This is a genomic window from Dyella sp. Tek66A03 (assembly GCF_052567735.1).
In genome coordinates, this window is sequence record NZ_CP199584.1 from 3,772,553 (window position 1) to 3,798,354 (window position 25,802).

General features: G+C 62.5%; 23 protein-coding genes. 1 reads left to right on the forward strand and 22 read right to left on the reverse strand.

Annotated features, from left to right (window positions below; genetic code table 11):
• Positions 1–463: 463 nt before the first annotated feature.
• The 21 genes from ACT01B_RS16940 to ACT01B_RS17040 form a co-directional block, all read right to left on the reverse strand.
• A complete protein-coding gene (locus ACT01B_RS16940; protein ID WP_445144382.1) occupies positions 464–1,033 on the reverse strand; it encodes a YdeI/OmpD-associated family protein in 570 nt (189 codons plus the stop codon).
• 13 nt (positions 1,034–1,046) lie between these two features.
• Complete coding sequence (locus ACT01B_RS16945) at positions 1,047–1,373, reverse strand: nucleotide pyrophosphohydrolase (RefSeq protein WP_445144383.1); 327 nt, start codon at positions 1,371–1,373, stop codon at positions 1,047–1,049.
• A 254-nt stretch (positions 1,374–1,627) separates the two neighbouring features.
• The gene (locus ACT01B_RS16950) at positions 1,628–2,713 is read right to left on the reverse strand and encodes a DUF5694 domain-containing protein (RefSeq protein WP_445144384.1); all 1,086 of its coding nucleotides are present in this window, start codon (positions 2,711–2,713) and stop codon (positions 1,628–1,630) included.
• A gap of 650 nt (positions 2,714–3,363) precedes the next feature.
• Entirely contained in the window at positions 3,364–3,699 is a 336-nt protein-coding gene (locus ACT01B_RS16955; protein ID WP_445144385.1) for a hypothetical protein, read from the reverse strand.
• Positions 3,700–3,933: 234 nt separating this feature from the next.
• On the reverse strand, positions 3,934–5,562 hold the full coding sequence (locus ACT01B_RS16960) for a glycoside hydrolase family 1 protein (protein WP_445144386.1): 1,629 nt from the start codon (positions 5,560–5,562) through the stop codon (positions 3,934–3,936).
• Positions 5,540–6,841 (reverse strand): dipeptidase, encoded by a 1,302-nt coding sequence (locus ACT01B_RS16965; protein ID WP_445144387.1) that lies wholly within the window; start codon positions 6,839–6,841, stop codon positions 5,540–5,542. The genes ACT01B_RS16960 and ACT01B_RS16965 overlap by 23 nt, the downstream gene beginning before the upstream one ends.
• Before the next feature lie 83 nt (positions 6,842–6,924).
• On the reverse strand, positions 6,925–7,980 hold the full coding sequence (locus tag ACT01B_RS16970; protein ID WP_445144388.1) for a DUF1611 domain-containing protein: 1,056 nt from the start codon (positions 7,978–7,980) through the stop codon (positions 6,925–6,927).
• A 74-nt stretch (positions 7,981–8,054) separates the two neighbouring features.
• Complete coding sequence (locus ACT01B_RS16975) at positions 8,055–9,683, reverse strand: serine hydrolase (RefSeq protein ID WP_445144389.1); 1,629 nt, start codon at positions 9,681–9,683, stop codon at positions 8,055–8,057.
• A 64-nt stretch (positions 9,684–9,747) separates the two neighbouring features.
• A complete protein-coding gene (locus ACT01B_RS16980) occupies positions 9,748–10,668 on the reverse strand; it encodes a MurR/RpiR family transcriptional regulator (RefSeq protein ID WP_445144390.1) in 921 nt (306 codons plus the stop codon).
• 10 nt (positions 10,669–10,678) lie between these two features.
• Positions 10,679–12,004, reverse strand: coding sequence for a peptide MFS transporter (locus ACT01B_RS16985; RefSeq protein WP_445144391.1), 1,326 nt, complete (start codon positions 12,002–12,004; stop codon positions 10,679–10,681).
• A gap of 34 nt (positions 12,005–12,038) precedes the next feature.
• On the reverse strand, positions 12,039–13,064 hold the full coding sequence (locus tag ACT01B_RS16990) for a dipeptide epimerase (protein WP_445144392.1): 1,026 nt from the start codon (positions 13,062–13,064) through the stop codon (positions 12,039–12,041).
• A gap of 56 nt (positions 13,065–13,120) precedes the next feature.
• On the reverse strand, positions 13,121–15,151 hold the full coding sequence (locus ACT01B_RS16995) for a serine hydrolase domain-containing protein (RefSeq protein ID WP_445144393.1): 2,031 nt from the start codon (positions 15,149–15,151) through the stop codon (positions 13,121–13,123).
• 2 nt (positions 15,152–15,153) lie between these two features.
• A complete protein-coding gene (locus tag ACT01B_RS17000; protein WP_445144394.1) occupies positions 15,154–17,499 on the reverse strand; it encodes a TonB-dependent receptor in 2,346 nt (781 codons plus the stop codon).
• Between the two features lie 237 nt (positions 17,500–17,736).
• A complete protein-coding gene (locus ACT01B_RS17005) occupies positions 17,737–18,195 on the reverse strand; it encodes a host attachment protein (protein WP_445144395.1) in 459 nt (152 codons plus the stop codon).
• A gap of 154 nt (positions 18,196–18,349) precedes the next feature.
• Entirely contained in the window at positions 18,350–19,303 is a 954-nt protein-coding gene (locus ACT01B_RS17010; protein WP_445144396.1) for a hypothetical protein, read from the reverse strand.
• Positions 19,304–19,570: 267 nt separating this feature from the next.
• Positions 19,571–20,116, reverse strand: a complete 546-nt coding sequence (phnN, locus tag ACT01B_RS17015) for a phosphonate metabolism protein/1,5-bisphosphokinase (PRPP-forming) PhnN (protein WP_445144397.1) — start codon at positions 20,114–20,116, stop codon at positions 19,571–19,573.
• A complete protein-coding gene (locus ACT01B_RS17020) occupies positions 20,113–20,781 on the reverse strand; it encodes a DUF1045 domain-containing protein (RefSeq protein WP_445144398.1) in 669 nt (222 codons plus the stop codon). The genes phnN and ACT01B_RS17020 overlap by 4 nt, the downstream gene beginning before the upstream one ends.
• Positions 20,781–21,101 (reverse strand): hypothetical protein, encoded by a 321-nt coding sequence (locus ACT01B_RS17025; protein WP_445144399.1) that lies wholly within the window; start codon positions 21,099–21,101, stop codon positions 20,781–20,783. The genes ACT01B_RS17020 and ACT01B_RS17025 overlap by 1 nt, the downstream gene beginning before the upstream one ends.
• Positions 21,102–21,290: 189 nt before the next feature.
• Positions 21,291–22,742: a GntP family permease gene (locus ACT01B_RS17030; RefSeq protein WP_445144400.1), complete on the reverse strand. Its 1,452-nt coding sequence runs from the start codon at positions 22,740–22,742 to the stop codon at positions 21,291–21,293.
• 3 nt (positions 22,743–22,745) lie between these two features.
• Positions 22,746–23,750: a patatin-like phospholipase family protein gene (locus ACT01B_RS17035; protein ID WP_445144401.1), complete on the reverse strand. Its 1,005-nt coding sequence runs from the start codon at positions 23,748–23,750 to the stop codon at positions 22,746–22,748.
• 61 nt (positions 23,751–23,811) lie between these two features.
• A complete protein-coding gene (locus ACT01B_RS17040) occupies positions 23,812–24,279 on the reverse strand; it encodes a phasin family protein (RefSeq protein ID WP_445144402.1) in 468 nt (155 codons plus the stop codon).
• A gap of 363 nt (positions 24,280–24,642) precedes the next feature.
• Here ACT01B_RS17040 and ACT01B_RS17045 point away from each other — a divergent pair, with 363 nt between their 5' ends.
• On the forward strand, positions 24,643–24,978 hold the full coding sequence (locus tag ACT01B_RS17045) for a PepSY domain-containing protein (RefSeq protein WP_445144403.1): 336 nt from the start codon (positions 24,643–24,645) through the stop codon (positions 24,976–24,978).
• 147 nt (positions 24,979–25,125) lie between these two features.
• Here ACT01B_RS17045 and ACT01B_RS17050 read toward each other — a convergent pair whose 3' ends face one another.
• Positions 25,126–25,521 (reverse strand): HU family DNA-binding protein, encoded by a 396-nt coding sequence (locus tag ACT01B_RS17050; RefSeq protein ID WP_445144404.1) that lies wholly within the window; start codon positions 25,519–25,521, stop codon positions 25,126–25,128.
• Positions 25,522–25,802: the final 281 nt, after the last annotated feature.

Sequence of the window (25,802 nt, forward strand, 5' to 3'; positions counted from 1 at the left end):
CTCAGCCAACTCCACCCACCCCGAATAAGCGCACTCCCTAGGAGAGTGAACATGGCCGACAACAAGATCACACCGACCGGAAAGCCTGGACTTCTAAACGAAGGGACGACATCCGTGTCAATGCAAAGAATCCCGTCAACGCCTGCGACCAAAGGTACGCCGAGCGCGAGTATGCAGACTGTTCAGGCACCTGCACCTGCACCTGCACCTGCACCTGCGAGCGCACCGACCCCAGCACCATCCAAGCCCAGTAAGTGAGCGCGCTACGGAATGTGATTGACTGACGTTCGCACTTGCAAACGGTTCGAACGCCTATCAACGGATAGGCGTGCATTTCAAGAACGGGGTCAGGTTCACTTCTTCCCAGCTCGATAGCGAGAAAGTGAACCTGACCCCGTTTTCCAACCCCGTTTTCGCACCAAGCATTGACGTCCCTGTTGAACGACCAGTTAGGCCACTGGTGCTAGGGATAGAGCTTTTCGCCATTGGCTAACATTTCAATGAACTGTGCGATCTTCCTGGCACGAGTTTCCGCCTTTTTGACGTTCTGAATTCTGAAAAGGATGGAGTATCGGTTCTGGCTATTGAGCGTTGCAAAGAATGCTTTAGCTTTTTTGTTGGCATTGAGGGCCTTTTGCAAGTCATCCGGGATGGTCGATTTACTCGCTGATGAATACGCACGCTCCCAGCGACCATCTTGCTTGGCTCGGTCGATTTCAATCATTCCAGCAGGTTGCATTCTTCCCGCAGAAATAAGAGCCTCAGCTTTTGCCTTGTTGATCTTGGACCAGATACTTCCGGCAGCCCTAGGCGCGAATCGCTGGAGCCAGTAGTGTTCGCTCTCCGCCCGCTTTTGAGCGTCAATCCAGCCGTGGCAAAGCGCGCTTTCAAGCGCTTCGGCATAGGAGACCGTTTGTTGATTGGCGGTTCTTTTTGCAAGGCGAAGCCACGCACCGGATGTCACGCTTCCATTGAGTTCAAGCCAAGACTCCCACTCGGCTTGATTCGTAAAGGTGAGTGTTGGATCGCTCATGGGTAGCCTTTTGTTATGTGACCAGCTCGCTAGATACATATTCGGCTATCTCTCTGGTGTTTCTGACAAACTCCGCCTCTAAATCAATGCCACACTTATTTGCAAGAACAATAATCGACCATAAACAGTCCGACAATTCATGACCAAGTTTAGCTTTGCAGTCATCAATATTTCGGATACCAGCGTTTGCCTGGATCAGTTTTGCCAGATCGCCTACGTCCCCTACGAAACCAAGCGCAAGTTCTTCTGTGGTCCAGATGCGCCCATACCTCTTGATCTCAAGCTGTTCGTAGAGCTCGTTTAGCTGTAGTGCTGACTTTTCAAGATCACTGAGTTTCATGTTGATTGCACCTAACACTGGTTATACGGCGGGGTGATGATGGCGCTCGCCGATACGAAAACATCGAGCCCGGCGTTAATCTCATGATCAACTTCGACGGGGCATCTGAAATCACCTATCTCAACGTAATGGCAAAGGCGTCCTTGGCTGAGGAGTGAGAACCAATCGCCGTCATGTCCGCTTCATGCACTGAGCCGTTCCGTCAACTCTACGATTCAGCGTCACGTGACCTGGCGGAAACGCAACAGTCGATATCAATGGTTGGAGTCGCGCAGGATCTTCTGCGCGTCGACAATATCCACGCCCTGCATCTGCCCCAGCAGACTATCGAACCAGGGTTTGTGGCTGGCACCGACGACTACCAAAACGCGTGCGCCAGGATGGTCAGCGAACGCGGCACGGACGTTGGCCACCATGCGCAGGTTGCGGATCTCCCAGCCGGCGACGTAGAGCTGTCCGTAGTGTTGGGGCGAAGGGTCGCGTAAGGCGGCGGCGAAGTCGATCTCGGCCCTTCTCTGTTCGACGGCGGGGGTATTGATAAAGCGGTATAGCTCCAGCATGTCGCCGCGCAGTTCCAGCTCCCTCTCTCCGTCATTGATGGTCGCGGCCCGTGGTGCGGCTTTATCCCAGGCCCTCTGAACTGCTTTGCCGTACGCCGCGTTATCGTCAATGGGTACACTGTCACCGGTGTGGTCATCGACAGCGTAAACACGCTGCAAGCCAAGCCTTGCCGCGAGGCGCGCAGCAATCTGGTAGCTCTCGTTGGGACGGCTTTCAGCCTTTTGCAGCTGCGTTACCAACGCATCGCTGAGCCCATCACCGTCATGTCGCTCAGCCTCGGGTAACTGCAGCCACTGGACCAAACCCGAGGCCGGTTCGCCCGAGGCAAGAAATACCGCGGCCAGATGCCGGCGCTGCGCGGGCGTCGGAGTGCTTGGCCAGGCCTTCAAAAGTTGTCTTGCTTCGGCGATTGCCGCGGGGATATCCAAACCCGTCGCGGATTTCGCCTCCGATGTATCCCGACAGTACGTATGAACGTCCTCCAGTGAGTAGACCGTCGGATGACGCGCCATCAGATCGCAGGTTTCGCCGGAAAGACCTTCGATCGTAATGATGGTGGGGCGATAGGCAGCAAGCCTATCTAGTAGGGGTTGTAGCTGCTCTGGCTTGACCTCCACGCCTTTGGGAAGTTGTGATAGATGCACGCTGCCGAGCACCAGAACCTCACTGCGCGGCCCCACCATGCCCGCGTCCAGTGCCGACAGGTTCACCCGTGCCATAACCAAGCCCGGTACAGCCAAGGTCAACCACAAGAACCGTCCTGCTAAACGCTGCTGCATGCCAACCTCCATTGTTCGCACTTATCGGACAGGCCTGCCGGCAGTAAGCCGCCTGCGGCCGGAAACTTATATGGTTGCCAGTCCCATTATTTGCATTCGCTGTCGAAGACCGTCGAGCCTTCGTCGCGTTTGATCGTCCGCAGGTAGCGAACGGCGGTTCCGGGCAGCCGCGTGCAGTGATATCACCGCGGCGAGCACGAGGCGATATGCGTAACGTCATGGATTCCGAACGGAAACGTCACCTGCTCCCGAGGAAATGGCGTCCGCCACACTCACTGGTGAGGACAAGAGCGTCGAAAAAAGGTGTAAGGGACAATTAGAGGTGGCTAGATGGTCGCCCGATCGGTCGCACTGCGGTGGAGCGACCTGCCCTGGCTTCGACCCACGAACGAAACCGATCGTCGCCGGCACCTTCTGCTGTCGCAGATAGCTGCGGATCTCATCGACAAGATGGTTGGGCAAGGCGTCGTCAAACAGGGCCCGGTAGGCGTTACCAAGTAGGAACAATTGCGTAAGGCACAGCGGATCGACGGATAAGCCTTTGCGGCGATCCATGTAAGGCAAAACCCTGTTTCGAGGTAAGGCATCACCAAGGTGCGGTGCACCGCCCAACCGGCCGGTGCACCGCGGGAACGATCACAAGGACGCGCTTACCCGTTCATCGGTCGGTTGTTGCTTAGCTGCTTGGCGTACTGCTCCAGGCACTGGATCGCCACGGCTACTCCGTCCTTGAAAAGCGTTGGGAGCGGCCATGTTAGGGGCTGGGCATTGGGGTGCTTTGCCTTCGCCTTTCGATACAGCTCGTCCTCAAACCACAGTCGCGAAAGCGCGTAGTGCGCCAGTGCAACGTCGTCGAAGGTCGTGCCGCGTGGCGAGGGTGCCTGTGGACGATGAGCCGATAGACCGGCAGCGGGCGAGTCGGTGAACGGGTCACCCAAGGCGAGAAACGACTGGCGTGCGGGTACCGTATGATCGTGGACAGCCATGATCAACTTCCAGTTAGTTGGTGATGGTTAGCGGGTCGTGGGTGCTCGAACACCTGCGGCCCGCGCCTCATGACATTGCTGCCATGGTCACTCGCGTAGCCCGAACAAAGAACGCCGCGAGAGACGGGCCGAAATTAGCAAAGGCAACGATCCCCGCCTGTCAGGGATTGCCGTTGCGCCGCCTCCGTTCGTGTGACATTGCTGCTGTGGGCCTCGGACTTCGGACGTGCCTAATTATCGGCCCGGTGCATCGGTGCTTGCGTCCAGGTCCGGCAGATACCGTCTTAGCATCGTTGTGCTCAATCCGTTGGCATGGGCGATGTCTCCGTAGAGCGCGGCCGACGGGCGGGGCGTGCGGCGGAAGTCGTGATCGTAATCCACCGCGATCAAACCGAATTTGGCGTCGAAGCCCTCATTCCATTCGAAGTTGTCGACCAGCGACCAGTGGACATAGGAGCGGATGTCGACACCGTCCCGGCGCGCGAGCCAGGCTTCGCGAATATGCGCGACCAGGGAGCGTTGCCTTTGCTTGTCGTCGTCGGCGCCATCGGCTGTTCCGTTCTCGAGGATCATCACAGGCTTTGCATAGCGCTTGCCGACCTTGGTCAGCATCTCGTAGAAGCCGTGCGGATAGGAAGGCCAGCCCAGGTCGTTGCGCTCCTCGTGCGGCAGGTCGGGCGCAACGTTGCCGACGTCGGGCGCGAAGGGATGGCGCCAATCGCCGCGCACGTAGTTTCGGCTGTAGTAATTGACGCCGACATAATCCTCGGTGCCGGCCAGACCCTCGATGGGGAGGTCGATGTCGGTCGTGGTGAGCCGCATGCGACCGCTGGCGACCGCGTCCAGGAAATCCCAGTTCCAGGCCTTCCCGACGACCCAGGCGAGCGCGCGATCAAGCGGCGAATAGCGGTTGTACGGCTCGAAGACTTCGAGATTCTGGGTGAGCCCTACGGAAACCGATGCGCCGCGTGAGCTGGCGACACGGTGCAGGACACGATAGGCCAGGACATGCGCCCGCAGCAGCGCGGCATAAACGTCCCGGGCGCCGGCGAAGTCACCGCGCTTCTCGCCCGGCGGGTAGGAGCCGATGACATAGCCGTCGTAGAGATAAACCATCGGCTCGTTGAGCGTGCACCAGATGCGCACCTCGGGAATGAAGTTCTCAGCGACCGCATCGACGTAGGTCTGCCAGAGGGCCTGCGCATCGGCGCGCTCCCACCCGCGTTTGCCATGGACGTCCGCGTCGAAGAACCAGGCCGGCGAAACATAGTGGAACAGGGTCACCACCGGCTCGATGCCGCGGCTTCTCATCGCCGCGAAAACCTTGTGGTAATAGGCGATCGCGTCGGGGTCGGGCTGGGTCATGCCAGCGCGCGGAAACAGGCGCGCCCATTCGATCGAGACGCGAAAAGCATTGAGACCGAGTTGGGCAGCGGCGTCGATATCCTGGTCGTAACGTAGGTCGAAACCCGCCTTGTGGCTTCGCACCTGCTCGGGCCATCGACCGAAATCGCGGATATGGCCAGGCGGCGTGGCACCGAGTTTCTCGCCCTGGGCGAAACGTTGGGCGCGAAACACCTCCGCCTCGAACTTCGTCCAGTCGCTGGCTGGCACGCTTTCCGCCTGTTGCCCGGCGATCGCTACGCCCCACAGGAAGTCCTTGGGAAAGATCATCGCCTGCACTGGAGCCGGCGTTTCGCGCGGCTCGCCACGCCCCGGAAGGGCCACGCTCAATACGGCGCCTCCGACGACGAGTAGCGCGAAAACGCCGATCGCCGCGAAACGCTTCCAGGTGTGTCCGGTCATAAGCCAATCCGTCCCGTCTCGTGATTCACGAACACTACTTGCCGGCGGCCGCCGCATCCACCTGCGCGATGGTCGCGGTGGAAGGCGCTTCCGTTGCCTGCAAGCGCTTGGCCACGGCAGCAGCCTCGCGCATGACACGCAACATGTTGCCGCCGGCCAGCTTGCTCAGCTCCGCGTCGGTCCAGCCGCGTCGTGCAAGCTCCTGGAACAAGGCCGGATACCGATCGACGCCTTCCAGGCCTCGCGGTGCCTCGGGAATGCCATCGAAATCCGAACCGATGCCGACAGCGTCGATCCCAGCCACCTGGCGTATGTGCTCGATGTGATCGGCCACCATCGCCAGCGTGACCACCGGCTTCGGGTGCTGACGATCCCATTCGGCCAAGGCCGCCTTCGCCCGCTCGGGCTGACCGATATAGAGACCGGCATAGGGAGGTGCGTTGAAACGCGTCTGCTCGGCAGCCCGATCGGCTTCCCAGCGGTTGCGCTCAGCCGAGACATAGGTGCTGGCGAAGGTCGCCATGACGATGCCGCGATTGCGCGCCACCATCTTCAGCACGTCGTCCGGCACGTCGCGCGGATGATCATTCAGTGCGCGGGCGCCCGAGTGCGAGAACATCACCGGTGCCACCGACGTGTTCAAGGCATCACGCATCGTGTCTGGCGACACGTGGCTCAGGTCGACCAGCATGCCGAGGCGGTTCATCTCATGCACCACAGTGCGGCCGAAGGGCGTCAGGCCATGGTGCTTCGGTGCATCCGTGGCCGAGTCGGCCCAGTCGTTATTCAAGGTGTGGGTGAGCGTCATGTAGCGCGCACCGAGCAAATACATGTCGCGCAGTACCGGCAGCGAATTGTCGATCTGGTGGCCGCCCTCGATACCGATCAAGGAGGCGATGCGGCCAGCCTTGTGTGCACTGACGATGTCGTCAGCCGAATAAGCCATCTGCAGATCCTTCGGATAACGCGCCACCATCGTGTGGACGATGTCGATCTGCTCGAGCGTCATCTTCACCGCCTCCGATCCGGTGACCGTGGGCGGAATCCACACGGACCAGAATTGGCCGCCGACGTGGCCCGCGCGCAGGCGCGGAATGTCTGTCATCAACGGCGTTGGCGTTTCGCCGTCCTTGGCTTTCAACGGCAGGTTCGCCGTATGGGTGCTCAGATCCACACCTGCAACGTTGCCGAACAGGGTGCGGATCGCCCATGGCAGGTCATTGTGCCCATCGATCAGCGGCGTGGCGGCCAATACGCGATCCGTTCGCGCGGCCAGCGCAGCGTCGCTCGGTGAGGCGGCGTGAGACGACCCGCACAGCATGAGTGCAACGGCCATGGCCGTCTGGACAGAGAGGGATCGCGTGGTCGGTTTCATGGCAGATGTCTCGCAAGAAGATAGGTATTCGATGCTGATGACGCTTATGCGTTGGAGGATAGCCGTAGCGCCGCGTCGACCAGTTGCTCGAACGCCGCACCGCCGCGCATGGGGTCGGCTACCGGCAAGCCGAGTCGCCTGCTCTCGGCCAGCAACAGCTCCTGCGCCGTATCGGTATCAAGCGTGCCGGTATTGAGGCTCACCCCGGCGCAGCGTATCAAGGGATTGGTACGCCGGCCCATGCGGATCGTGATGTCGATCACTTCCTCGATCTGCGGCATGGGGAAATCCGGATAGCCGAGCATGTGAGCGCGGCCCGGCTCGTGGCAGACGACGAAGACATCGGGCTGGCTCCCATGCAGCAAGCCGAGCGACACACCAGCATAGGCCGGATGGAACAACGAGCCCTGCCCCTCGATCACGTCCCAATGCTGCGGCGATGCCGCCGGGCTGAGCAGCTCGGCGGCCCCTGCCTCGAAGTCGGCAATCACCGCGTCCATCGGGATGCCGCCGCCGGCGATCAGGATGCCCGTCTGGCCGGTGGCACGAAAATCCGCGTCGACACCACGAGCAACGATGGCCCGCGCCAGCGCCAACGCGGTGTATTTCTTGCCGAGTGCGCAGTCGGTGCCGACCGTGAGCAGCCGCTGGCCGGGACGTTTGCGTCCGGATGCCACGGGTATGTTGCGTGGCGGCGTGCGGATGTCGATCAGGCGGCGGCCAAGGCGCGTCGCGGCAGCCGCGAGTGGCGGAATGTCGGCCAGCCGCATGTGCATGCCACTGACAAGGTCGAGCCCGGCCTCGAGCGCTTCGATCAGCGCCGCGACCCAGTGGTCGGGAATGAAGCCACCGGCATTCGCCACGCCGATGACCAGCCCACGTGCACCGCGCGCCGCTGCCTCGTCCGGGGTGAGCGTCGGCAGCCCCGTGCTGACCGTCGCGCCGCACGACCATTCGCCAACGCAGCGATCACCTGCCCAATCGCGCAGCCCGAATGCGGTCTTGGCAAAGCCGGGTTCGCTCGTATCGCCAAGAAAAAGCAGGTAAGGCTGCGGCAGCATGCGTACCTGCGCATCCGAAGAAGAATGAAGCGTACCCATGCGACCTGGTTCCTGATGATGTTCGGGCCGGACTCGCATCGACATCGACGCGAATGCAGGCCGAGAAGGCATGGCTATTTCGTCGCGTGGACCGGGGTGAAGCGCAGATCCTGGTAGTCCCAGCTGAAATCGGCGATCGGCGAGATCGCCTTCATGGTCATCTGATCGATGCTGCCGTCTGGTGTCAGTGCGAAGGTGACATAGGCGTCCTCCACGTCCGGCATCGTCCAGTGCGTGCGGAACGTGTCGTACTGCACGTGCTCCAGCGTGCTATGCATACCAGGCGAATGGTCGAAACTGATCGTCAGCGCGCCCTTGCTGTCCTGGCCAAGCGTCGCAGTGCCGTACCACGGATCACGGTAGACACCGACATATTGGGACAACGGCAGCGATGGCCCGCGCGCGGCATGCGTGGCGGTTGCAGGTGATTTAAGCGCGGCTACGGCGCTGGCATTGATTCCGTCGAACACCTGTTGGTAGCTGGCGGTCCAATCCGGCGAAGGCAAGCCCAGCAAGGTATCGAGCAGATGCTCGCGCATGGCGAACAGCGTGCCGACATCTTCGGAGTTGAGCATGATGGCAAACGCCGCACGCCGCTCCGGAATGATCACCACGGCCGAGACGCCACCCAGCACGCCGCCGAGGTGGGTGATGATCTTGTGCCCGCGATAGTCCTGCACCTCGAAGCCCAAGGCGTAAGCCTCGAACTGCGGCTGCGCCAGCGCCAACGGCTTGGGCGATGCGGAAATCGGAATCAGTGTCTGCGGCGTCCACAGCATCTGCGCCGCCGCCTCGCTGAAGATCCGTCTGCTCTTGTCCAGTTGCCCGCTATCGAGTTGCAGGCGCAACCAGGGCCCCATGTCCGCCGCGCTCACCTGCAGTGCGCCGGCTGGCGCGAATACCTTGCCGGTCATGACCGTGGTAAGCACCGACTGCTTGCCGACGCCGCGTACTGCCGTGGTGTTCTTTGCATGCAGCGACACCTTATCGGCGGGGGCAGCGTCTATGCTGACCTGCGTGTCACGCATCTGCAGCGGATCGAGGATGTGCTGCTGCACGAAATCCTCCCAGCTCTGGCCTGAGACGGCCTCGACCAGTGCCCCGGCTACGATGTACAGCACGTTGTCGTAGTCATAGCCGCCGCGAAATGAACGCGCCGGCTTCAGATAGCGGATGTCGTGCACCAGCTGCGCACGCGAGCGATCGGAGGTCGGAAACATCATCAGATCGCCCTCCCCTAGCCCCAGGCCGCTGCGATGCACCAGCAGGTCGGTCACGGTCATCTCGCTGGACGCATAGGCGTCGTACATGCGGAAGCCCGGCAACTTGTCGACCACACGGTCGTCCCAACGCAGCTTGCCCTGGTCGACCAGGATCGCCAGCGCAGCCGTGGTGAAGGCCTTGGTGTTGGAGCCGATCGGGAAGATGGTGTGCGCATCCACCGGGGCCGCATCACCGAGCTTGCGCACGCCATACGTGTGCGTGGTGATGACGTCGCCATCGACTATCGTCACCGCCATGCCAGGCGTGTCGAACGTCTGCATGGCCTTGTGCGCGAACGCATCGAGTTCCGGCGTCGACACCAACGACGGCGACGCTGATGCCAACGCGCACCAGGATACCAGCAGCGTCACACACGCACTCGTACGCCAGCGCTGCAGCATGATGCGCGAGGCGGCATTTTCGCGGGAACAGCGGATCATCAAGAACACTCCCCTTCTGTGGACGCTGCCGACCGAGCCACGAAGCGTCGACGTGACGCAAGTTTCAGGCTTTGGGCTTGCCGCGAGGCTTGCTGGTAACCGTCTTTGGTGACTTCCCGGCCTTACCGGGTTCGCGCTTCTCTATCGCCGGCGCTTCGACGTAGCCCACGAGTTTTTGCCGCAACTGCGTGATGTCACCGATGCGATCGAACATGTCGCCCTGTTCGCGGGTGACCGCGCCGATAAGCAGGCTCAATAAGCTCGTGGCTGCGGTGAAGTTGTGCCACGGCCGCGTCAGGTCGGCTGGCAGCATCAATACATGGCTGGTGAGCTGGCGCGCCCAATAGCACTGGCTGTCGGTGATGATGACCAGCGGGATGCCGCGTGCGGCCGACTCCTCGGCCAGGATGCGGAAATGCCGCGAATAACGCCGGAAGTCGATCAGCAGCACGCAGCTCTTCTTGGTCGAATCGAGCAGCAGATCGGTATAGGCGCCGTCGAGGCCTTCGTGAAAGATCGTGCGCGGCTTGACGTGCTGCATCAGGCTGGCGAAACCCAGGCCAAGGAAACGGCCCTGGTGGAAACTGGCCACCGAGACTCGATCGGCGTCCACCAGCAGCTTGACGATGGCTTTCCACTCCGCGGTGCGCGTCAGCCCATGCGCAATCGTGATGCCGCGGATCTCGGCCTTGAGGCTCTCAGACATCGCAGCGGAATCGCCAGCCTGATCCGGGTTCTTGTACAGCTGCAGCCACGGCGCATCGCTACGCAGTTCTTCCTTGAGTTCGTTCAGGCCCGCATAACCCAGGCTGTGCAGAAACCGGCCGACGGTCATGGGGCTTACGCCCACGCGCTGCCCCAGCGATGCGGCGGTCTCGAACGGAATGCCGTTGAGATTGTGCAGCAGGTAGGTGGCAATTTTCTGCTCGGACGTGGTGAACGTGTTCCAGCCGTCTTTAAGCTTTTTCTGCAGATCCCTGATCATCGGCACTCGCTCAGCGGGCCAGCACCGTGGTGCTGTCGGCTTGTCCATGTTGCCCAACGCCGCTATGGCGGCGATTGAGCATATACAAAAGCGCGGCGGATAGTCCGGCGACCGCACCGATCAACACAAAGAACGCGCCGTGGCCCATGCGGCTCCACAAGGTACCCAGCGCGCCGGCCAGCAGGTTGCCGAAGAACCCGGCAAAGAACCAGGTGGCGATGCTGGTGGCGCGAAAACCATCCGGCGCCATGCGCCCGAACAAGGCCAGTCCGGTCGGCAGGATGTACAGCTCGCCGATGGTGAACACCACGAACCAGACGAACAGCCAGACCCAGCTGGCACGCGTTCCATGGGCGTCGCTCCATGCCGCGACCAGACCTAACGCAACATAGGACGCCCCCACGATAGCCGCACCAAAGGCCATCCGGCCCAGCAAGGGCGTCACGATGCCTCGCCGTGCCAGTCGTGCCCAGCGCGCCACCAGCACGGGCGTCAAGGCGAACACCGCCAGCGAGTTGACCGACTGGAACCAGGTCATCGGTATCGTCCAGCCGGGTGCCAGCACCCGGTCGATGCCGGTGTCGGCCCATAGCGCAATGGTATTGCCGTTCTGCTCATAGGCGCCGCGAAAAATCACCACGATGGCGGCAATGCCGATCAGCAGGCCAAAGCGCTCGCGCGCCGCCCGGTCCATCGGCGGGCGGACCGCCCGTGTTGCAGCGCCAAGCGCCGGTTCGGGCGGCAGGTAACGACGCCCGGCCAGATAGATCACCAGCGACAGCAGCATGCCGATGCCCGCCGCAGCAAAGCCCCAGTGCCAGCCATACGCCTCGCCCAGGGTGCCGCATACCAGGGGCGCCAGGAAGCCGCCCAGGTTAATGCCGACGTAGTAGATGTTGTACGCGCTCTTGCTGCGCTCGTCGCCGGTGCGATACAGCCCTTCGATCTGGCTGGCGAGGCTGGGCAGGAACAGGCCGTTGCCCAGCGCGATCATGCACAACGCCGGATAGAACAAGGCTTCGGACGACATCATGAAATGTCCGAGCGCCATCATTGAACCGCCGATCACCACGGCACGTCCCTTGCCCAACCAGCGATCGGCAAGCATGCCGCCAAACACCGGGGTGAAGTAGACGAAGGCCGCGTACACGCCATACACCACGGACGCGAATTCCTGGTCCATATCCAGGTGCTTGGTCATGTAGTAGACCAGGATCGCGCGCATGCCGAAGAAGGAGAACATCTCCCACATTTCGGTCAGGAACAGGATGGTCAGGCCACGTGGATGGCCAAACCAGCTTTTCTCCGTTGCCGGGCTCGTTACGAAGGCAGTCATGCGGACGGGCATCCTCGCTGATGGCGCTTGTTCACTAGGTCGAGGCCGACACTGGGCCACCCCAGAGCGTGTCGGGACACCAGATAGTGCCATTCTCGTACACCACGGAGGGCTGGTAATCGGCAATCAGGCTGATCGGACCATCGAGGTCCACCACATCGCACAACTGGCCCACCACGAACGAGGGCGCCATCGCCAGCGAAGAACCGCCCATGTTGCCGACCATCAGGTCGAAGCCAAGTTTGCGCGCCTCTTCGGCAATGGCCAGCGCCTCGGTGAGTCCGCCGCACTTGTCCAGCTTGATGTTGATGACGTCGACGCGGCCCACCATCTTGGCCAGGTCGCTGCGATCCTGCACGCTTTCGTCCGCCGCGAGGCGAATCGGTCGCTCCAGACCATCCAGCCAGGCCTCGCTGCCCACCGGGAACGGCTGCTCCACCACGTCCACGCGGGCCTCGACCAGGGTCGGTAACAGCTTCGCGAACGACTCACGGGTGAAGCCCTGGTTGGCATCGACCATCAGCCATACATCCGGGCGCGCATTGCGCACGGCGAGCACCCGCTCGGCATTGCGCCCGTCGTCAGTGAGCTTGAGCTTAATGGCGCGGGCCACCGCGTAGGCGCTCGCACGCTCGGCCATGACCTCCGGATCCTCCGCACCCACGGTATAGGTGGTCAGCAAGGGCTTTGGCGCGGACAGGCCGGCCAGCTGCCAGACGGGCTTGCCGGCACGCTTGGCTTCCAGGTCCCACAAGGCGCAATCGAGCACGTTGCGTGCGCCGCCGGCCGGTAGCAGCTGCTGCAAGGCTTCGCGCGTGATGCCTGCCTCGATATGCGCGCGCAACGCCTCGATCTGGACCAGCATCGAGTCTGGCGTGTCCTGGTGGTAATAGACGCCCTGCGCTTCGCCACGCCCGGTCAAACCCTGAGCGTCGGTCAGCTCAACGATCAGCGCATCGAATGCGGTGAAGGTGTAGCCGGTAATGTGGAACGGCGTATGGATCGCCCAGCTCTTGCGCGTTGCCTGCAGGCGCAAGCGCCCGTCAACATGGATATTCATGCTTACTTCCTCGGATGGAGCGCGCGGCGACGGTGCTACGCCGCCGCGCAATGAACTCAGTAGTGGGCGCTGAAACTGACCAGACCAAACGTAACGATCAGCCACACCAGGTAGATCGCCGCCAGCGCCAGCAGGGTCTCGCCAGCCAACACCCAGCGGCCGCGACGCGGAGCCATCCAGCTACGCACGGTATGCGCCACCACGGCGAGGGCGCCGAGCAGGCCCAGCACGCCAAGCACGTAAAGTACGTAGAGCCACGGCGTCATCGTGCCCTGCAACAACATATCGTCACTGATCGACGAGACGACCAGCAGGCCCATCCAGCCTGCCAAAACCACGAACAGGGCGAGCACACCGAACCGCGACAGCAGGCGCGAACGGCGCTGCGAGGCATCCAGCGCGAGCGGACGGCGATAGTGGCGACGCACCCAGGCGCCCACGCCCCAGCTCAACAATGCGACGACCAAGAGCAGGCACGACAGCCCAGCCCACAGACTCACCGAGCCCATCGAGCGCGCGCCCGAGACGTGCTGGAACACGAACACCGGCACCTCGACGTCGGTCGCCCAGTACGCAATGTTGCCATCAGTGTCATTGACGAACTTCAGGTGTGCATCGCCGTTGACCTGACGCCACGTCGACGGACCCACCTCGCGCCAGTACAGCGGCTTGCCCGCGTAGTTGTTCCACACGGATACCACGATGGTGCCGTCCGGCTGTGCCGTCACGCTGGACTGACCGAACAGGTACAGCGGCTTCAGCGCACTTTCGTTGCGCCGGCTCGATTCGTACCAACCGGCCACATGTGCGGCATCGGCCTTGGCGGTGGCCAGGGTTGCCTCTTCCGGCGCGCTGTACGGGAAGTAGCGATCCAGGAAGGTCTGGAACACCGCCTTGCGGATCACGTGTGCGCCACCCTCGTTGCCGGCGCTGTTGAAGGACATGAAGACGCCGACGTTCGCATCCAGCATCAGATGCAGGTCGCTGTGAAACACCTCGGTATCACCGGCATGGCCGATGATGCGCTGGCCGTGGCTATCCTCGTGGTAGAAACCCAGCGCAAAGCCACTAAGCCCCGGCGCTGCCGTGTGCTGCGTGCTGTGCATCAGCTCGGCCGTGGCCTGCTGCAGGATGCGCGTATCGCCGAAACGGCCCTGCTGCAGGTGGGCGATCATGAAGTTCGCCATGTCCGTCGCCGAGCTGCTCAGCGCACCGGCCGGCGCGGGGTCGACCGGCTCGAACGGATGCGGCTTGCCGTCGGAAGCGCTCTTGTAACCATTCGACAACAGCGCCTCCAGCTTCGGCGGCAGCGGCTGCTCGAAGCTTGAGCGCGTCATCTGCAAGGGATCGAAGATGTGCTTCTGCACGTAGTCCTCGAAGCGCTCGCCGGATATGCGCTGCACGATATAGCCGGCCAAGCCGCAGCCATAATTGGAGTACGCCACGATCGTGCCCGGCGCATAGATACGCGCGGGGATATGCGACTTCAGGTATTTCTCCAGGTTCACGGTATCGGTGGAGGCCGGCAGCAGGTCGCGTGCGGTGTCCTCGAAACCCGGAGTGTGGGTCATGATGTTGCGCAGGGTGATCGGCTTGCCATCATGCGGCGGGATCTTGAAATCCAGGTACTGATTGATGTCGGCGTCGAGATCCAGCTTGCCTTGCTCGACCAACTGCATCACCGCCGTCCAGGTGAACAACTTGGACGTGGAGCCGGGACGGAACAACGTGTTCTCCGGCGACGGTACCTGGCGCGTCTTGAGATTGGCGTAGCCGTAGCCACGCGCAAAGATCACCTTGCCGTCCTTGACTACCGAGATCACGCCGCCGGCCACGTCGCCACGCTCCAGCGCAAACGGCACCAGACCGTCGAAGAAGCTCGACAGGTCTTCGGTGGTGAGCGCATGCGGCTGGTCGCTCGGGTTAGTCTTGGTATCCGGCACGACGGTGGCGGTTGCCGGCGCCGGATTCGGCGGTGGCGGCACCTGCGCCAGACACAGGCCGGTGGCGAACGTCACCACCAGTGATGCGAGAAATTTCCTGTAGTGCTTCATTACGCGAATGCTCCAATAATGCCAGCGTGCCATGCTCAGAAATCGAGGCCGAGGGTGACGCCCACCGTGCGCGGTGGCACGTAGGCCGCATTGAACGGGCTGCCCTGCGGATCGGTCGTTTCAGATGCCAGTGACGTGATGCCACGCTGGTTGGTCAGATTCTTGACGTAGCCCTTGATCGTCCAGTTGCCGATATAGGTGCCCGCGTGCAGATCGATGCCATGGTAGCCGGGCACCGAGATGCGCGGGCCGGGCACGGAGAGGAAATCGGACTCGCGTCTGCCCACATAGTTGTAACTGCCGCCCACGAAACCGGACCAGCCACTGCCCAGCGGGAAGTCGTATTCCGCACCCACGGTGGCATTCCATTTCGGCACCCACGGCAGGCGATCGCCGTTGTAGCCATACAGCCCCGGCGGCGTATCCGCGGTCAGTGCTGCGTCGGTCCAGGTGGCGTTTGCCGACAGCACCAGGCCGCGCACGGGCGCGTACTTCCAACTGCCCTCCAGGCCCTGGCTCTTGGCTTTGCCGCCATTGCTGAGGTAAGCAAAATTGGCGTTGACGGTGGTGAGCTGGATCTGGCTCCAGTCGATATAGAACGCATCGGCCTCGAAGGTCATGCGCTGATCGAGCAAGGTGGATTTGAAGCCAAGCTCGTAGCTGGTCAGCTTGTCGGGCGCGAAGGTCAACGGCGCGCCCAGGCCTGGTGGCACGCCTACGTTGGCGCCGCCGGGACGAAAGCCCGAAGCCACGCGCACATAGGCCATCAGGTTGTCAGTGAACCGGTAGCTGGGATTGAACAAATAGGTGGTGGGGTTATCCGAGCTGCGCGTGGTGAAATCGGCGGCCCCCGTCAGCAGGCCGCTGCTCACTTGCGAGTACGACGTGCTGTCGTGAGTCCGGCGGGCGCCCACCAGCACACTCAGCTGTGAGGTGGCATGCCAGGTCACGTCGGCGTAGCCAGCCCATTCCTTGAAGATGCCCGGGCCGATGGAGATGTCACCCAGGCTGGGCAGATCGATCGGCACCCCGGTCGTCGCGTCGAAGACATTGACGGTCTGATGATTCGTTGTGCTCTCACGCGTGTAGAACACACCCGCGCGCCAGGCAAGCCATTGCTCTGCCGGCGACTCCAGCCGAAGTTCCTGGGTGAATTTCCCGAGCGTAATTGGCTGGGTAACCGAATATCCGCCGTTGTCCAGACCAAAGACAGGGTTGAGCAGCGGACCATACGCGGCGGTGACATCCCCCGTCTGGTCGACTTTCTGCGAGCCGTAGCTGCTCGAAGAGACCAGCTTGGCCCAACCGAAATCCGCATTGACCGAAAGATCGTAGAGACGATATTGGATGGCCAACAGGCCGGTGCCGGCGGCACGACTCTGCTTCTGGTAGCCATAGATGGGCTGCAGCGTGGCCGGATCCACTTCCACGCCGGTGTTGGCGAGGCCGTCACCCCTGAGGTTCTGGGCGAGCGCCGAGAGATTCACCGATACCTTGTCCGTGGGCGTCCAAAGCAATTGCGCCCGTCCGCCGCTGACCTTGGCCTCGTTGACTTCCTTTTTGCCGGTAGCCACGTTGTCGATATAGCCAGGATCGTCGCGGTCGTAGGCATTGACCCGTAGCGCCAGCTTGCCCTCAACCAGCGGCAGGTTGAACATCGCACGTTCGGCGAAACCGCTACCACCGCCATCCACGCTGGTGTAGTCGACCGAAGCGCGACCGTAAGTGCGCGTGGAGTCCGGTGGCGTGGTGACGAATTTCACCAGTCCACCCAGTGAGTTCGAACCGTAAAGCGTACCCTGCGGGCCACGCAGTACCTCGATGCGCTCGATGTCGGCCGGATCAATATCCGGTGTCAGCAGGCTACCCGCGGAATACACCGTGCTGGAGCCATAAGGCGCATCGTCGATATACGTGCTGACGCTTGAGTTGGCCTGCGAGCTGCCCGACGTAATACCGCGCAATACCAGCTGCGTTTGCCCCGTCGAGGTGGAGATCAGGTTGAGCCCGGGAATCTGGGCAGCATAGTCGGCGAAGCTGTTGGCGCCCTGGCGCCGGAGGTCGTCGCCGGAAAGCGCCGTCACCGCCATCGGCACCACCTGCAGGCGCTCCTCGCGCTTGTTGGCGGTCACCATCACGGTCCCCAGATTGATGGGCGCCGTGTTGCTGGATGCGGCCTGCGGATTCTGTCCCCCTTGGGCCCCAGCATCCGTCGCGGCCACCTGGCCCTGCGCTGATTCACCGTTCACGACCGCCGACGCTGCGAGATCACCGCCAGCGGACGCCGCTGGCTGTGCCGTTGCAGCAAAAGATCCAAACAAGGCGATAGTGATGGCCACACTAATGCAGCGGCGCCTTGGCCGCAGTTGCCTAAATCGCATGAGGTTCTCCCCCCGGAGAATCACGTGGACAGTCCACGCTACGACTGATATCGCATTACCACAGTTGTGTCAATGATATTTCTATATCAGACGGAACGCGGCGGATTGCCCGTTATCCGTGAAAAATCCCCGCGCCGACGCTTCGATTCCGTCCCCCGGCCACCATCGCATGCAGCAGAAAGCCCGCTCGCCAGAGCGGGTCATTGGTTTGCGTCAATGAAGCGCGGGCGGCAACGATTACGCGTCAATGGTCGAATACAGCCGCTCGGGTAGCTGGGCACGTAGCGCCACGGCGTCCAGGTGAACGAGATTCTTGTCCACTTCCAGCATCGCCCGCAGGCGGGTGGATGCATTCAGATGTTCGCGCATCGCGCCCAGAAAAGCAGGCGCGGCGATCAACACGAATGCATCGAACTGGCGTTCCATGCACGCCTTGTGCAGGAACCGGGACAGTTCGATCGCGAAGCTCCCCATCTCATGCGCCGTGGCCGAGGTATCGGGATCTTCGGCATGACGGCCTGGACCGAATCGTTCGAAGCCGCGCCCAGGGCGATCGGACACCAGCTCCTGATCCAGCATCCGCCCTTCGGGATGGATGAACGAGTCCATTTCTTCCAGCGGCCCTGTCGGCTGATTCGTCCGGAACAACCGCGCCACGGCGCGATTGGCGACCACGACCCAAACGGACTTTTTCATCACGCGCTCCCAGAGAGTTTCACCAGGAATGCCCTGCCAAATCAGCCGCCACGCAGGGTAGGAGCCAAGCCTCGTCGGCTTTGCTGCAGTGCTCAGGTTCCCGGAAAAGGCGTCAAGCGGACGTGAGTAGTCCGCTTGAGGCTTCGCTTCGTGGTTAGACGCTGCGAAATAACGTGAGTTGATCCACGATCTGCTCACCCTCGACCTTGAGCCAGGGCTCTTGCAGGACCGCATCCGTGCAGGGACCCAGGGTGCAGACGCGAATTTCCCGCTTGCTCGCTTCGTGTTTCAACATATCGAGCACGCTGCGCAGCACCGCACCCTTGAACGGCGTGTAGAGATAGAACACCGTGCCTTCGGACAGATCGGCCAAGCGCACGTCCTGCTGGATAAACGTCACGCGCTGCAAGCCGAGAGCCTGCGCACCGCGGCGAGCACAGTCGGCATAAACGCCTTCGATCTCGATGCCGATACAGCGCGCGCCCGTGCAGATGCTGGCCACCAGGGGAACATGCCCCAGACCTGAGCCAAGATCGATCAGCACGTCCTGCTCATTGAGCGCGGTGCCATGGATGAGATCGAAGATGAAGCGCGCCGGCGTGGGCTGATAGAACACCATTTCCGGCGGGAGCTCGGCAATCCCGCTATCGGGCTCGTCAAATTTCAGGACGCCGGTTACCAGTGCGTCGAGATAGTCGTAACCCACGCCGTTCAACTGATAATCCGCGTGTACCGCCGGATCGTAAATCCTGGCCCAGTCGAGCAAGCGCTGCGCCCCGTCACCTCGACGGATCTCGGCGCGAATCTCCTGATAGAGCTTATGGTTGGCCACTTCCAGATTGCCGGAAATGGCTTCGACGCGGTGTTGCAGCGCAGACGCCTGGTCAATCTCAGCTTCGCTTTCCGGGCGCGGCATATGAAAAAGGCAGGTTTCAATGCGATCAAGCGCTTCTAGGCGTCGCCGCAGTTGATCCGGCTCGTACAGTGAACGGTCTTGCTCCAATTCACTTACCAGATCTCGTAATACACCCATCATTCGCCAACATTTCCTTGATAAAGCCACGCGGAGTACACCGTGCACCCCGCGCCAGCATGCCAATGCTGTCACGATCGGCGCGCCATTCCCACCAAAGCTTCAGTCGGGGCTCGCAGTGCGCGTCGGGTGGGCCCCGGTGTACGCACAGATTCCGCCCAGCTTCATCAGCGATTTGGACCGAGGCAGCTGTTGGCGCCGGGGACCGCGAGGGCGGCCCAGGGCAAGGCCGGCCGACCATCCAGTTCGTGCCCCGGCGGCCGCGGCCACGCCGTTGGGCACTGGCGTGGCCACCGTATTCACCTAAACCGATAGGCCGATGGCTAGGTCAGTGTTGCAGCCCTAGGTGCGGGTGCGGATCGCGGTGAGCAGCGCCGCGCCGACTTCCGGCAGGCTGCCGTCATTGACGATGGTGAGCGCGTCGCCCGGTACCACGTAATGATCGTTACGCGCGAGGCGTTCCTCGATCTGTTCCGCCGTCTCGCGCCCATGCGCCATGAGACGGTGGGCGATGCTCTCGCGACTCGCCGTGATCAACACGGGCACCATGTCATGGAAGCGCGCGCGAGCCAGCGGGAAGGCATGGCGCGAACCATTCACCAGCACGTTGACGCCCTGCCTCAGCCAGTGCTCGATCTCCTTGCCAAGGCCACAACGCAAGCCATGCGCCTGCCAGGTGAGCACGAACAGGCCGCGGCGCTCGCGCCGCTCGAATTCCTCGGCACTCAAGGCCACATGAAGTTCGCCATCCGCCTGCGCCGAGCGGGTGATGTAGCGATGTGCACACACCACCGCATAAGAAGGACTATTGTCACGCGCCCAGCCAAGCACACTGTCCTTGCCGGCACCGGAGGGACCCATCACGTAATAAAGCCGACCTGCACTCATGCCGCGGACACTTTGCGCAAGGCGAAGCGCTCCAGTGGCTCGAATGCGGCACCTGGCGAAGCTTCGACGCACAAGGTGAGTGCGTCGATGCGCGCGGCGGGCAGCATCGCGGCGCGCAGTGCAAGCCAGCGTTGCAGCGCACGCTCCTCGTCAACCGAGGCGGGTGCCGAGAGCGTCATGTGAAAGCGGTAGCGTTCGAACACGTAGGGGTATCCGTAGCGTTGAAGATAATGGGTTTCGATGGCGTCGAGCTCGGCGGCGCGACGCTGGAATTCCGGTTCGATAAGCGGCGCGCGAACAGGCTCGACGGCTTCGGTGCAGGCCGCCGCCAGTACATCCACGGCACGGCACTCGCTGACCGGCCGCAACGCAAGAAACCCATCCAGTCGACTGACCCGCAGCGACAGGTTGATCGGCGCATGGGCCTGCGCGATCGAGGACAGCACACGACGCAAATCGCCGACTTCATGATCGGGGGACAGCGTGAAGGGCGAGCGCAACGTGGCATGCCAACCGTAGCGGCGCACGTCGGCCAGTAGCGCATTCCAGCGCGACAAGGGAATGCCCGAGATGCCGTCGGGCGTCAGCTCGGCGCTCAGCCAGTCGCGACCCAGCGCGGCCAGCGCGCTGGCCGGTGATGGGCAGAAATAGATCGCGTAGCGCATCAGCCGTCCGCCAGCGGCATGAGCTTCAGCGCATCGCTGGAGCAGCGGGTGATGCCGATCCGCGCATGTTCATCGCGCGGTTCGGGCCGTCGTGACGTGGCGAACATGCGTTCTTGCATGCCATCGTTGATACCAAACTCATGCTGCCTTCGGGTCACGGAGCGGGTACGCCAGTAGCTGTCGGGGAGATTAGGAAAGCGCTGTCCCGGAACATACGCTGTGCTGTGGTCGACAATATGACCGTCCACCGCGCTCGGCGCGTCCAGCAGCCCCTGCCATATGAGTGCCTTGAACAGGCCGTCAGCCAGGACGTCTCCCATCCGGCTCCGCCCCCCGCCGTACCTCGCACCGGCCACCCGTTTCGCATCCCTTCGTCGTCATGGCATCGGCACGCACCGAACCGAAAGCACGATGCCCCGGCCTGCCTAGCTAACTAAACCTTTGTGACAAGACGAGGAAACCGCATGGACGCCGCCATCCGGCGGCATCCCTGGTCGCATGCTTCGGCGCTAGAACGAGCCGAACATCGTGCCGAGCACGATGACCGCGACGAGGCCAAGGACGGCGCCGACGATGCCGACCATGACGATGTCGCCATAGCTCTCGCCATGCTTGGTGCCACATACCGCCAGCAGTGTGACCACCGCGCCGTTATGCGGCAGCGTGTCGAGCGTGCCCGAACCAATCACGGCGACCCGATGCAGCAGCGCCGGGTCCATGCCGATGGCCGCCGCACGTTCCATGTAGGTTGGGCCGAGCGCATCGAGCGCGATGGTCAAGCCACCCGATGCCGAGCCCGTCAACGCCGCCAGCACATTGGTGGCCACGGCCAGCGAGGTGAGCGGTCCACCGCCGATATTGAGCACGGCGTCGCGAACCCCGGCAAAGGCCGGCATCGCGGCCACGACGGCGCCAAAGCCGACCAGACTGGCGACGCTCACCGCAGGCAACACGGCAGCGTTGGCCCCGGCATCCAGCGTCGCGCGCAAGGCCGCCAGCCGACGGAAGTTCAAGGCCAAGGCGACGGCGATCGCACACGCAAGCGCCGTCACCACGGCCCACACGCCACCGACCCGGGCCAGCGACGTATTTCCCCACTGCGGCTGGTTGAGAAAGCTCGTATCCAGCGCCGGGAGAATAAACAGCGACATGGCAAGGTTGACGGCTACGACCGTGATCAGCGGTAGGGCGGCGGCCAGTGTCGACGGTGCAGCGGCCTCGGTACCGTGCACGATCTCGGTGGGATCGAATTCATGCGCGGTGGTGGCACGCTCACGCAGCGTCTCGCGCTTGGCAATGTCCTGCGCTGACAGCAGGTCGCCCTGGCCGAAGCCCTCGCCCAGTTTTCTTGCCGATGCCTCGCGCCGCCCGAGCCACCACATGCCGAACGCCATCATGATCAGCGCTGCGATGAAGCCCAGCCCGGGCGCGGCAAACGGCGTGGTGCCGAAGAACGGCATCGGGATGGCATTCTGGATCGACGGCGTACCCGGCAAGGCCGACATGGTGAACGTCGAGGTGCCCAGCACGATGGCGGCGGGCATCAAGCGGCGAGGTATCCCGGCGGTACGGAACAACTCCTGCCCCATCGGCGCCAGCACGAAGAACGCGACAAACAGGCTCACGCCACCGTAGGTAACGAACGCACCGGCCAGCACGACGGCCAGCACGGCATGCTTCTGGCCAAGCTTGCTGATCATGAAGTCCGCGATGGCCGTGATCGAACCGCTGTCCTCCATCAGCTTGCCGAATACGGCACCGAGCAGGAACAGCGGAAAGAACTGGGCGAAGAACCCGGCGCCGCTGACCATGAAGGTCTGCGTCCAGTGCGCCAGCAGCGGTTGGCCAGCGAACAGCGCGGCGATCAAGGCCGCCATGGGCGCCAGCAGCAGCACGCTCCAGCCGCGGAAAGCCAGCCAGACCAGCAACGCCAGGCCGAGCAGGATACCTAGCAGTCCCATGGCTCAGCACTCCGCCAGCAGTGTGTCGAGATCGGCGGTGGAACGATGACCGAGATCGTCCCCGTGCAAGCGCAGGAACTCGTCCGCGCTGCGCCGCCCCTCCTCCTTGAGCAGGCTGAGAAACTCCCATTCGGCATTGAGTTTCGACGACGCACCAAACGTTTCGAGCTTTTCGGTCATGATCCGGTGCACCCGCATACCGGCCCACAGTGCGCCTTCGCCATGGCCGGGGTCGGCCACCTGGCGCAGCAGCGCGATCATGCGCAGCTCCTTCATCAGCGGTGAATTGAAGGAAATCTCATCCAGGCGATTGCGAATCTCGTTCGCCGTACGCGGCGTCTCCTTGCGCTGCCGCGGATTGATCTGCACCAGGATGCTGTCGTGCGCATCGCTCTCGCGGATCAGCGGGGTAATCGTCGGGTTGCCGACGTAGCCACCGTCCCAATACGGCTCGCCATCGATCTCCACCGCCTGGAACATCGTCGGCAGGCAGGCGGAGGCGAGCAGTACGTCCACCGTGATCTCCGCGTTGCGGAAAATCCGGCCGCGGCCGGTGTGAACATTGGTCGCGGTGACGAACAGTTTTATCGGCGCGCTGGCGAGACGCTCGAAATGGATACTGTCGGCCAGCACGCTCCGCAACGGATTCATGCCAAGCGGATTCACGTCGTACGGCGAGAACACGCGTGATGCAAAGTCCATGGCGATATAAGCCGGCGACGTGTCCAGGCCCCAGCGCCCCATGTACCGATCAATCGGTGAGCGCTGCAGCGGGCTGAACATCGCCGCCTGCGCCACGCGAAGCCAGTACGCATCGAGCGCCGCGCGCGCGCCCTCGGCTCCGCCCTTGGTCCAGCCGTCCACAAAGACGACGGCATTCATCGCACCGGCTGACGTGCCGGAAATGGCGTCGATCCGCAGCCACGGCTCGTCCAGCAGGCGATCGAGCACGCCCCACGTATAGGCTCCATGGGAGCCGCCCCCCTGCAAGGCGAGGTCGATCAACACCGTGGGACGTCCTGCAACAGATTCGACGCGGGGCGTCGACCTGCCCTTCGCCTCCGCTCGTTTACTTGTCACGGGCCGGCCCCTTTCCGCCCGGGCCACCAGGCGTGGGCCACAGCTTGCTCCACTGCGCCATCACGTCGTTCCACGGCGCATTGCCGGCCGATACGCCGCCCACGCTGCCGAGCGCTTGCGACGTGTCCTTCTGCCAGGTCATGACCGCCTCCTGCAGTCCTTGCGCGAAATGCGCCTGCAAATTGGCGGCGATCTGCTTGTTGACTTCGGTATCACCCATGCGCTGCTGCAACAGGCGCCAGAACGTCTCGCCCGGCATGCTTGCCAGCGCCGTCCAGTCCTGCGCCTTGAGCAACTGTTCCACACGCGCCGTCGATTCGCTGATGCCGTCGTCGACGGCGCGGCTGGATAGCTCCAGCCACTTCTTCCAGTTCTCCATGACCAGCTTGCTCACGCGCAACTGGAACTCGGTGTTGGCCTTGTAGAGACTCAGCGGGAGTTCGCTTGGATTGCTCATCGGTCATGCCCTCGGTGGAGTGATGCATCCTGCGACGGGGCCAGCGGCCCAACGACTTGCCCTTCGTTTCAGCAAAAGCGCGCAACCCATGCCGCCGGTAGCGGATATCAATCACCACAACACAGGGGGCGGCGCTGCCATGCGCGGCTCGACCGACCACACCGGTCAAGCGATGGCACCGTACGAGCCAGCCCCTGTCCATCGTCAGCATGAATGTAGAGATTCGGTTGAGCTCGTTTTGACACTACCTTTCCAATCGTGATGCCGATGTCACGGCTGCCGATGACGTATTTCTTACGCTCATCGCCCCCGTATCACCGCCACCGCGATTCAGCTCACGGTCCGTTTTGCATTCACCGAAAGTTGCAATGGGCGGACGAGCAACAGGGCTATACCAAAGTGCATGACCTGAGCTTTGGTCATGGCGTTTGGACGGCCAAGGCGCGCAGCGCGGATGGGCAGAAGGTGGCGCTGCGCATCGACCCGAAAACCGGCCGGGCTTTTCCCAATGAGCAGGTATCGCGCCTAAGCGAAAGCGACGTACGCGCGGCGCTATCCACCAAGGGCGATACCCACGTACACGACCTGGATTTCGATAATGGCGTCTGGACCGCCAAGGCCGACAATGCGGCCGGCAGCAGCGTACGCCTGCAGATCGATCCCGACACGGGTCGGATCATTGGCGACGACAAGCGCTGACCGATAGGGTGGGACGGATGGCCTTTACGGCCGGCGCCCTAGTCTGCAGTGGCATGCCCGCCCTTGCGGCGGTTGCCTAGTGTGCAGAACCCGTCAGGTGCGGCGAGACCGCCGCACCTGACGTCTGATGCTATCGAACGACTACGCTCAGAGAGCGGCGTCCTTCAGCTTCTTCAGCGGGCGAACCTTGAGCTTCACCGTGGCAGGCTTGGCAGCGAACCACTGCTCTTCCTTGGTGAAGGGGTTGATGCCCTTGCGCTTCGGCTTGGCCGCAACGCTGACAGCGGTGATCTTCAGCAGACCCGGCAGCGTGAAGTGGCCAGCGCCCTTCTTGTGCACGGAGCCCGTAACAGCCGCTTCGAGCGAAGCCAACACGGCACGGACGTCCTTGGCCACCACGCCGCTGGATTCAACGATGTGTGCAACCAGGCCCGACTTGCCCAGGGCTTCCTTGATCGGCTTGTGAACGACTGCCTTCGCGGCGGCCTTCGGAGCTGCCTTCGGAGCGGCCTTCTTCTTTACTGCTTTCTGCGCCTTCGCCATACGTTTCCCCGTGGTCATCAAGATGATGGTGTGTGCAATGCCTCTCGGCATGCGGAATGTATGGCATGCCAGGCCATCGCGCCAAGCTGCAACACGGAAAAAATGCGGTTTTTTTGCGTTCGGGGCCGAAAAGGGGTGAAGAAAGTCACGATTGGGCCTAGCAGAGGTCTGTTTTTTAGGACTTTTCCTATCGGCCGACGACCGCCACACCCGTTTACGCGAGCGTCAGGCTATGGACCGGCGAGGCCAGCGCTATCTACTATCGAGCTTCGTTTCCCCCG

Excerpts from the sequence above, each read along its gene's own strand:
- ACT01B_RS17005 (WP_445144395.1), bottom strand. The coding sequence starts at position 18,195 with ATGAAAAAGTCCGTTTGGGTCGTGGTCGCCAATCGCGCCGTGGCGCGG.
- ACT01B_RS17020 (WP_445144398.1), bottom strand. The coding sequence starts at position 20,781 with ATGCGCTACGCGATCTATTTCTGCCCATCACCGGCCAGCGCGCTGGCC.
- ACT01B_RS17030 (WP_445144400.1), bottom strand. The coding sequence starts at position 22,742 with ATGGGACTGCTAGGTATCCTGCTCGGCCTGGCGTTGCTGGTCTGGCTG.
- ACT01B_RS17000 (WP_445144394.1), bottom strand. The coding sequence starts at position 17,499 with ATGCGATTTAGGCAACTGCGGCCAAGGCGCCGCTGCATTAGTGTGGCC.
- ACT01B_RS17025 (WP_445144399.1), bottom strand. The coding sequence starts at position 21,101 with ATGGGAGACGTCCTGGCTGACGGCCTGTTCAAGGCACTCATATGGCAG.
- ACT01B_RS16985 (WP_445144391.1), bottom strand. The coding sequence starts at position 12,004 with ATGACTGCCTTCGTAACGAGCCCGGCAACGGAGAAAAGCTGGTTTGGC.
- ACT01B_RS16970 (WP_445144388.1), bottom strand. The coding sequence starts at position 7,980 with ATGGGTACGCTTCATTCTTCTTCGGATGCGCAGGTACGCATGCTGCCG.
- phnN (WP_445144397.1), bottom strand. The coding sequence starts at position 20,116 with ATGAGTGCAGGTCGGCTTTATTACGTGATGGGTCCCTCCGGTGCCGGC.
- ACT01B_RS16980 (WP_445144390.1), bottom strand. The coding sequence starts at position 10,668 with ATGATCAGGGATCTGCAGAAAAAGCTTAAAGACGGCTGGAACACGTTC.
- ACT01B_RS16960 (WP_445144386.1), bottom strand. The coding sequence starts at position 5,562 with ATGCGGCGGCCGCCGGCAAGTAGTGTTCGTGAATCACGAGACGGGACG.
- ACT01B_RS16955 (WP_445144385.1), bottom strand. The coding sequence starts at position 3,699 with ATGGCTGTCCACGATCATACGGTACCCGCACGCCAGTCGTTTCTCGCC.
- ACT01B_RS16975 (WP_445144389.1), bottom strand. The coding sequence starts at position 9,683 with ATGATCCGCTGTTCCCGCGAAAATGCCGCCTCGCGCATCATGCTGCAG.
- ACT01B_RS16990 (WP_445144392.1), bottom strand. The coding sequence starts at position 13,064 with ATGAATATCCATGTTGACGGGCGCTTGCGCCTGCAGGCAACGCGCAAG.
- ACT01B_RS17040 (WP_445144402.1), bottom strand. The coding sequence starts at position 24,279 with ATGAGCAATCCAAGCGAACTCCCGCTGAGTCTCTACAAGGCCAACACC.
- ACT01B_RS16950 (WP_445144384.1), bottom strand. The coding sequence starts at position 2,713 with ATGCAGCAGCGTTTAGCAGGACGGTTCTTGTGGTTGACCTTGGCTGTA.
- ACT01B_RS16945 (WP_445144383.1), bottom strand. The coding sequence starts at position 1,373 with ATGAAACTCAGTGATCTTGAAAAGTCAGCACTACAGCTAAACGAGCTC.
- ACT01B_RS17050 (WP_445144404.1), bottom strand. The coding sequence starts at position 25,521 with ATGGCGAAGGCGCAGAAAGCAGTAAAGAAGAAGGCCGCTCCGAAGGCA.
- ACT01B_RS16965 (WP_445144387.1), bottom strand. The coding sequence starts at position 6,841 with ATGGCCGTTGCACTCATGCTGTGCGGGTCGTCTCACGCCGCCTCACCG.
- ACT01B_RS16995 (WP_445144393.1), bottom strand. The coding sequence starts at position 15,151 with ATGGCACGCTGGCATTATTGGAGCATTCGCGTAATGAAGCACTACAGG.
- ACT01B_RS16940 (WP_445144382.1), bottom strand. The coding sequence starts at position 1,033 with ATGAGCGATCCAACACTCACCTTTACGAATCAAGCCGAGTGGGAGTCT.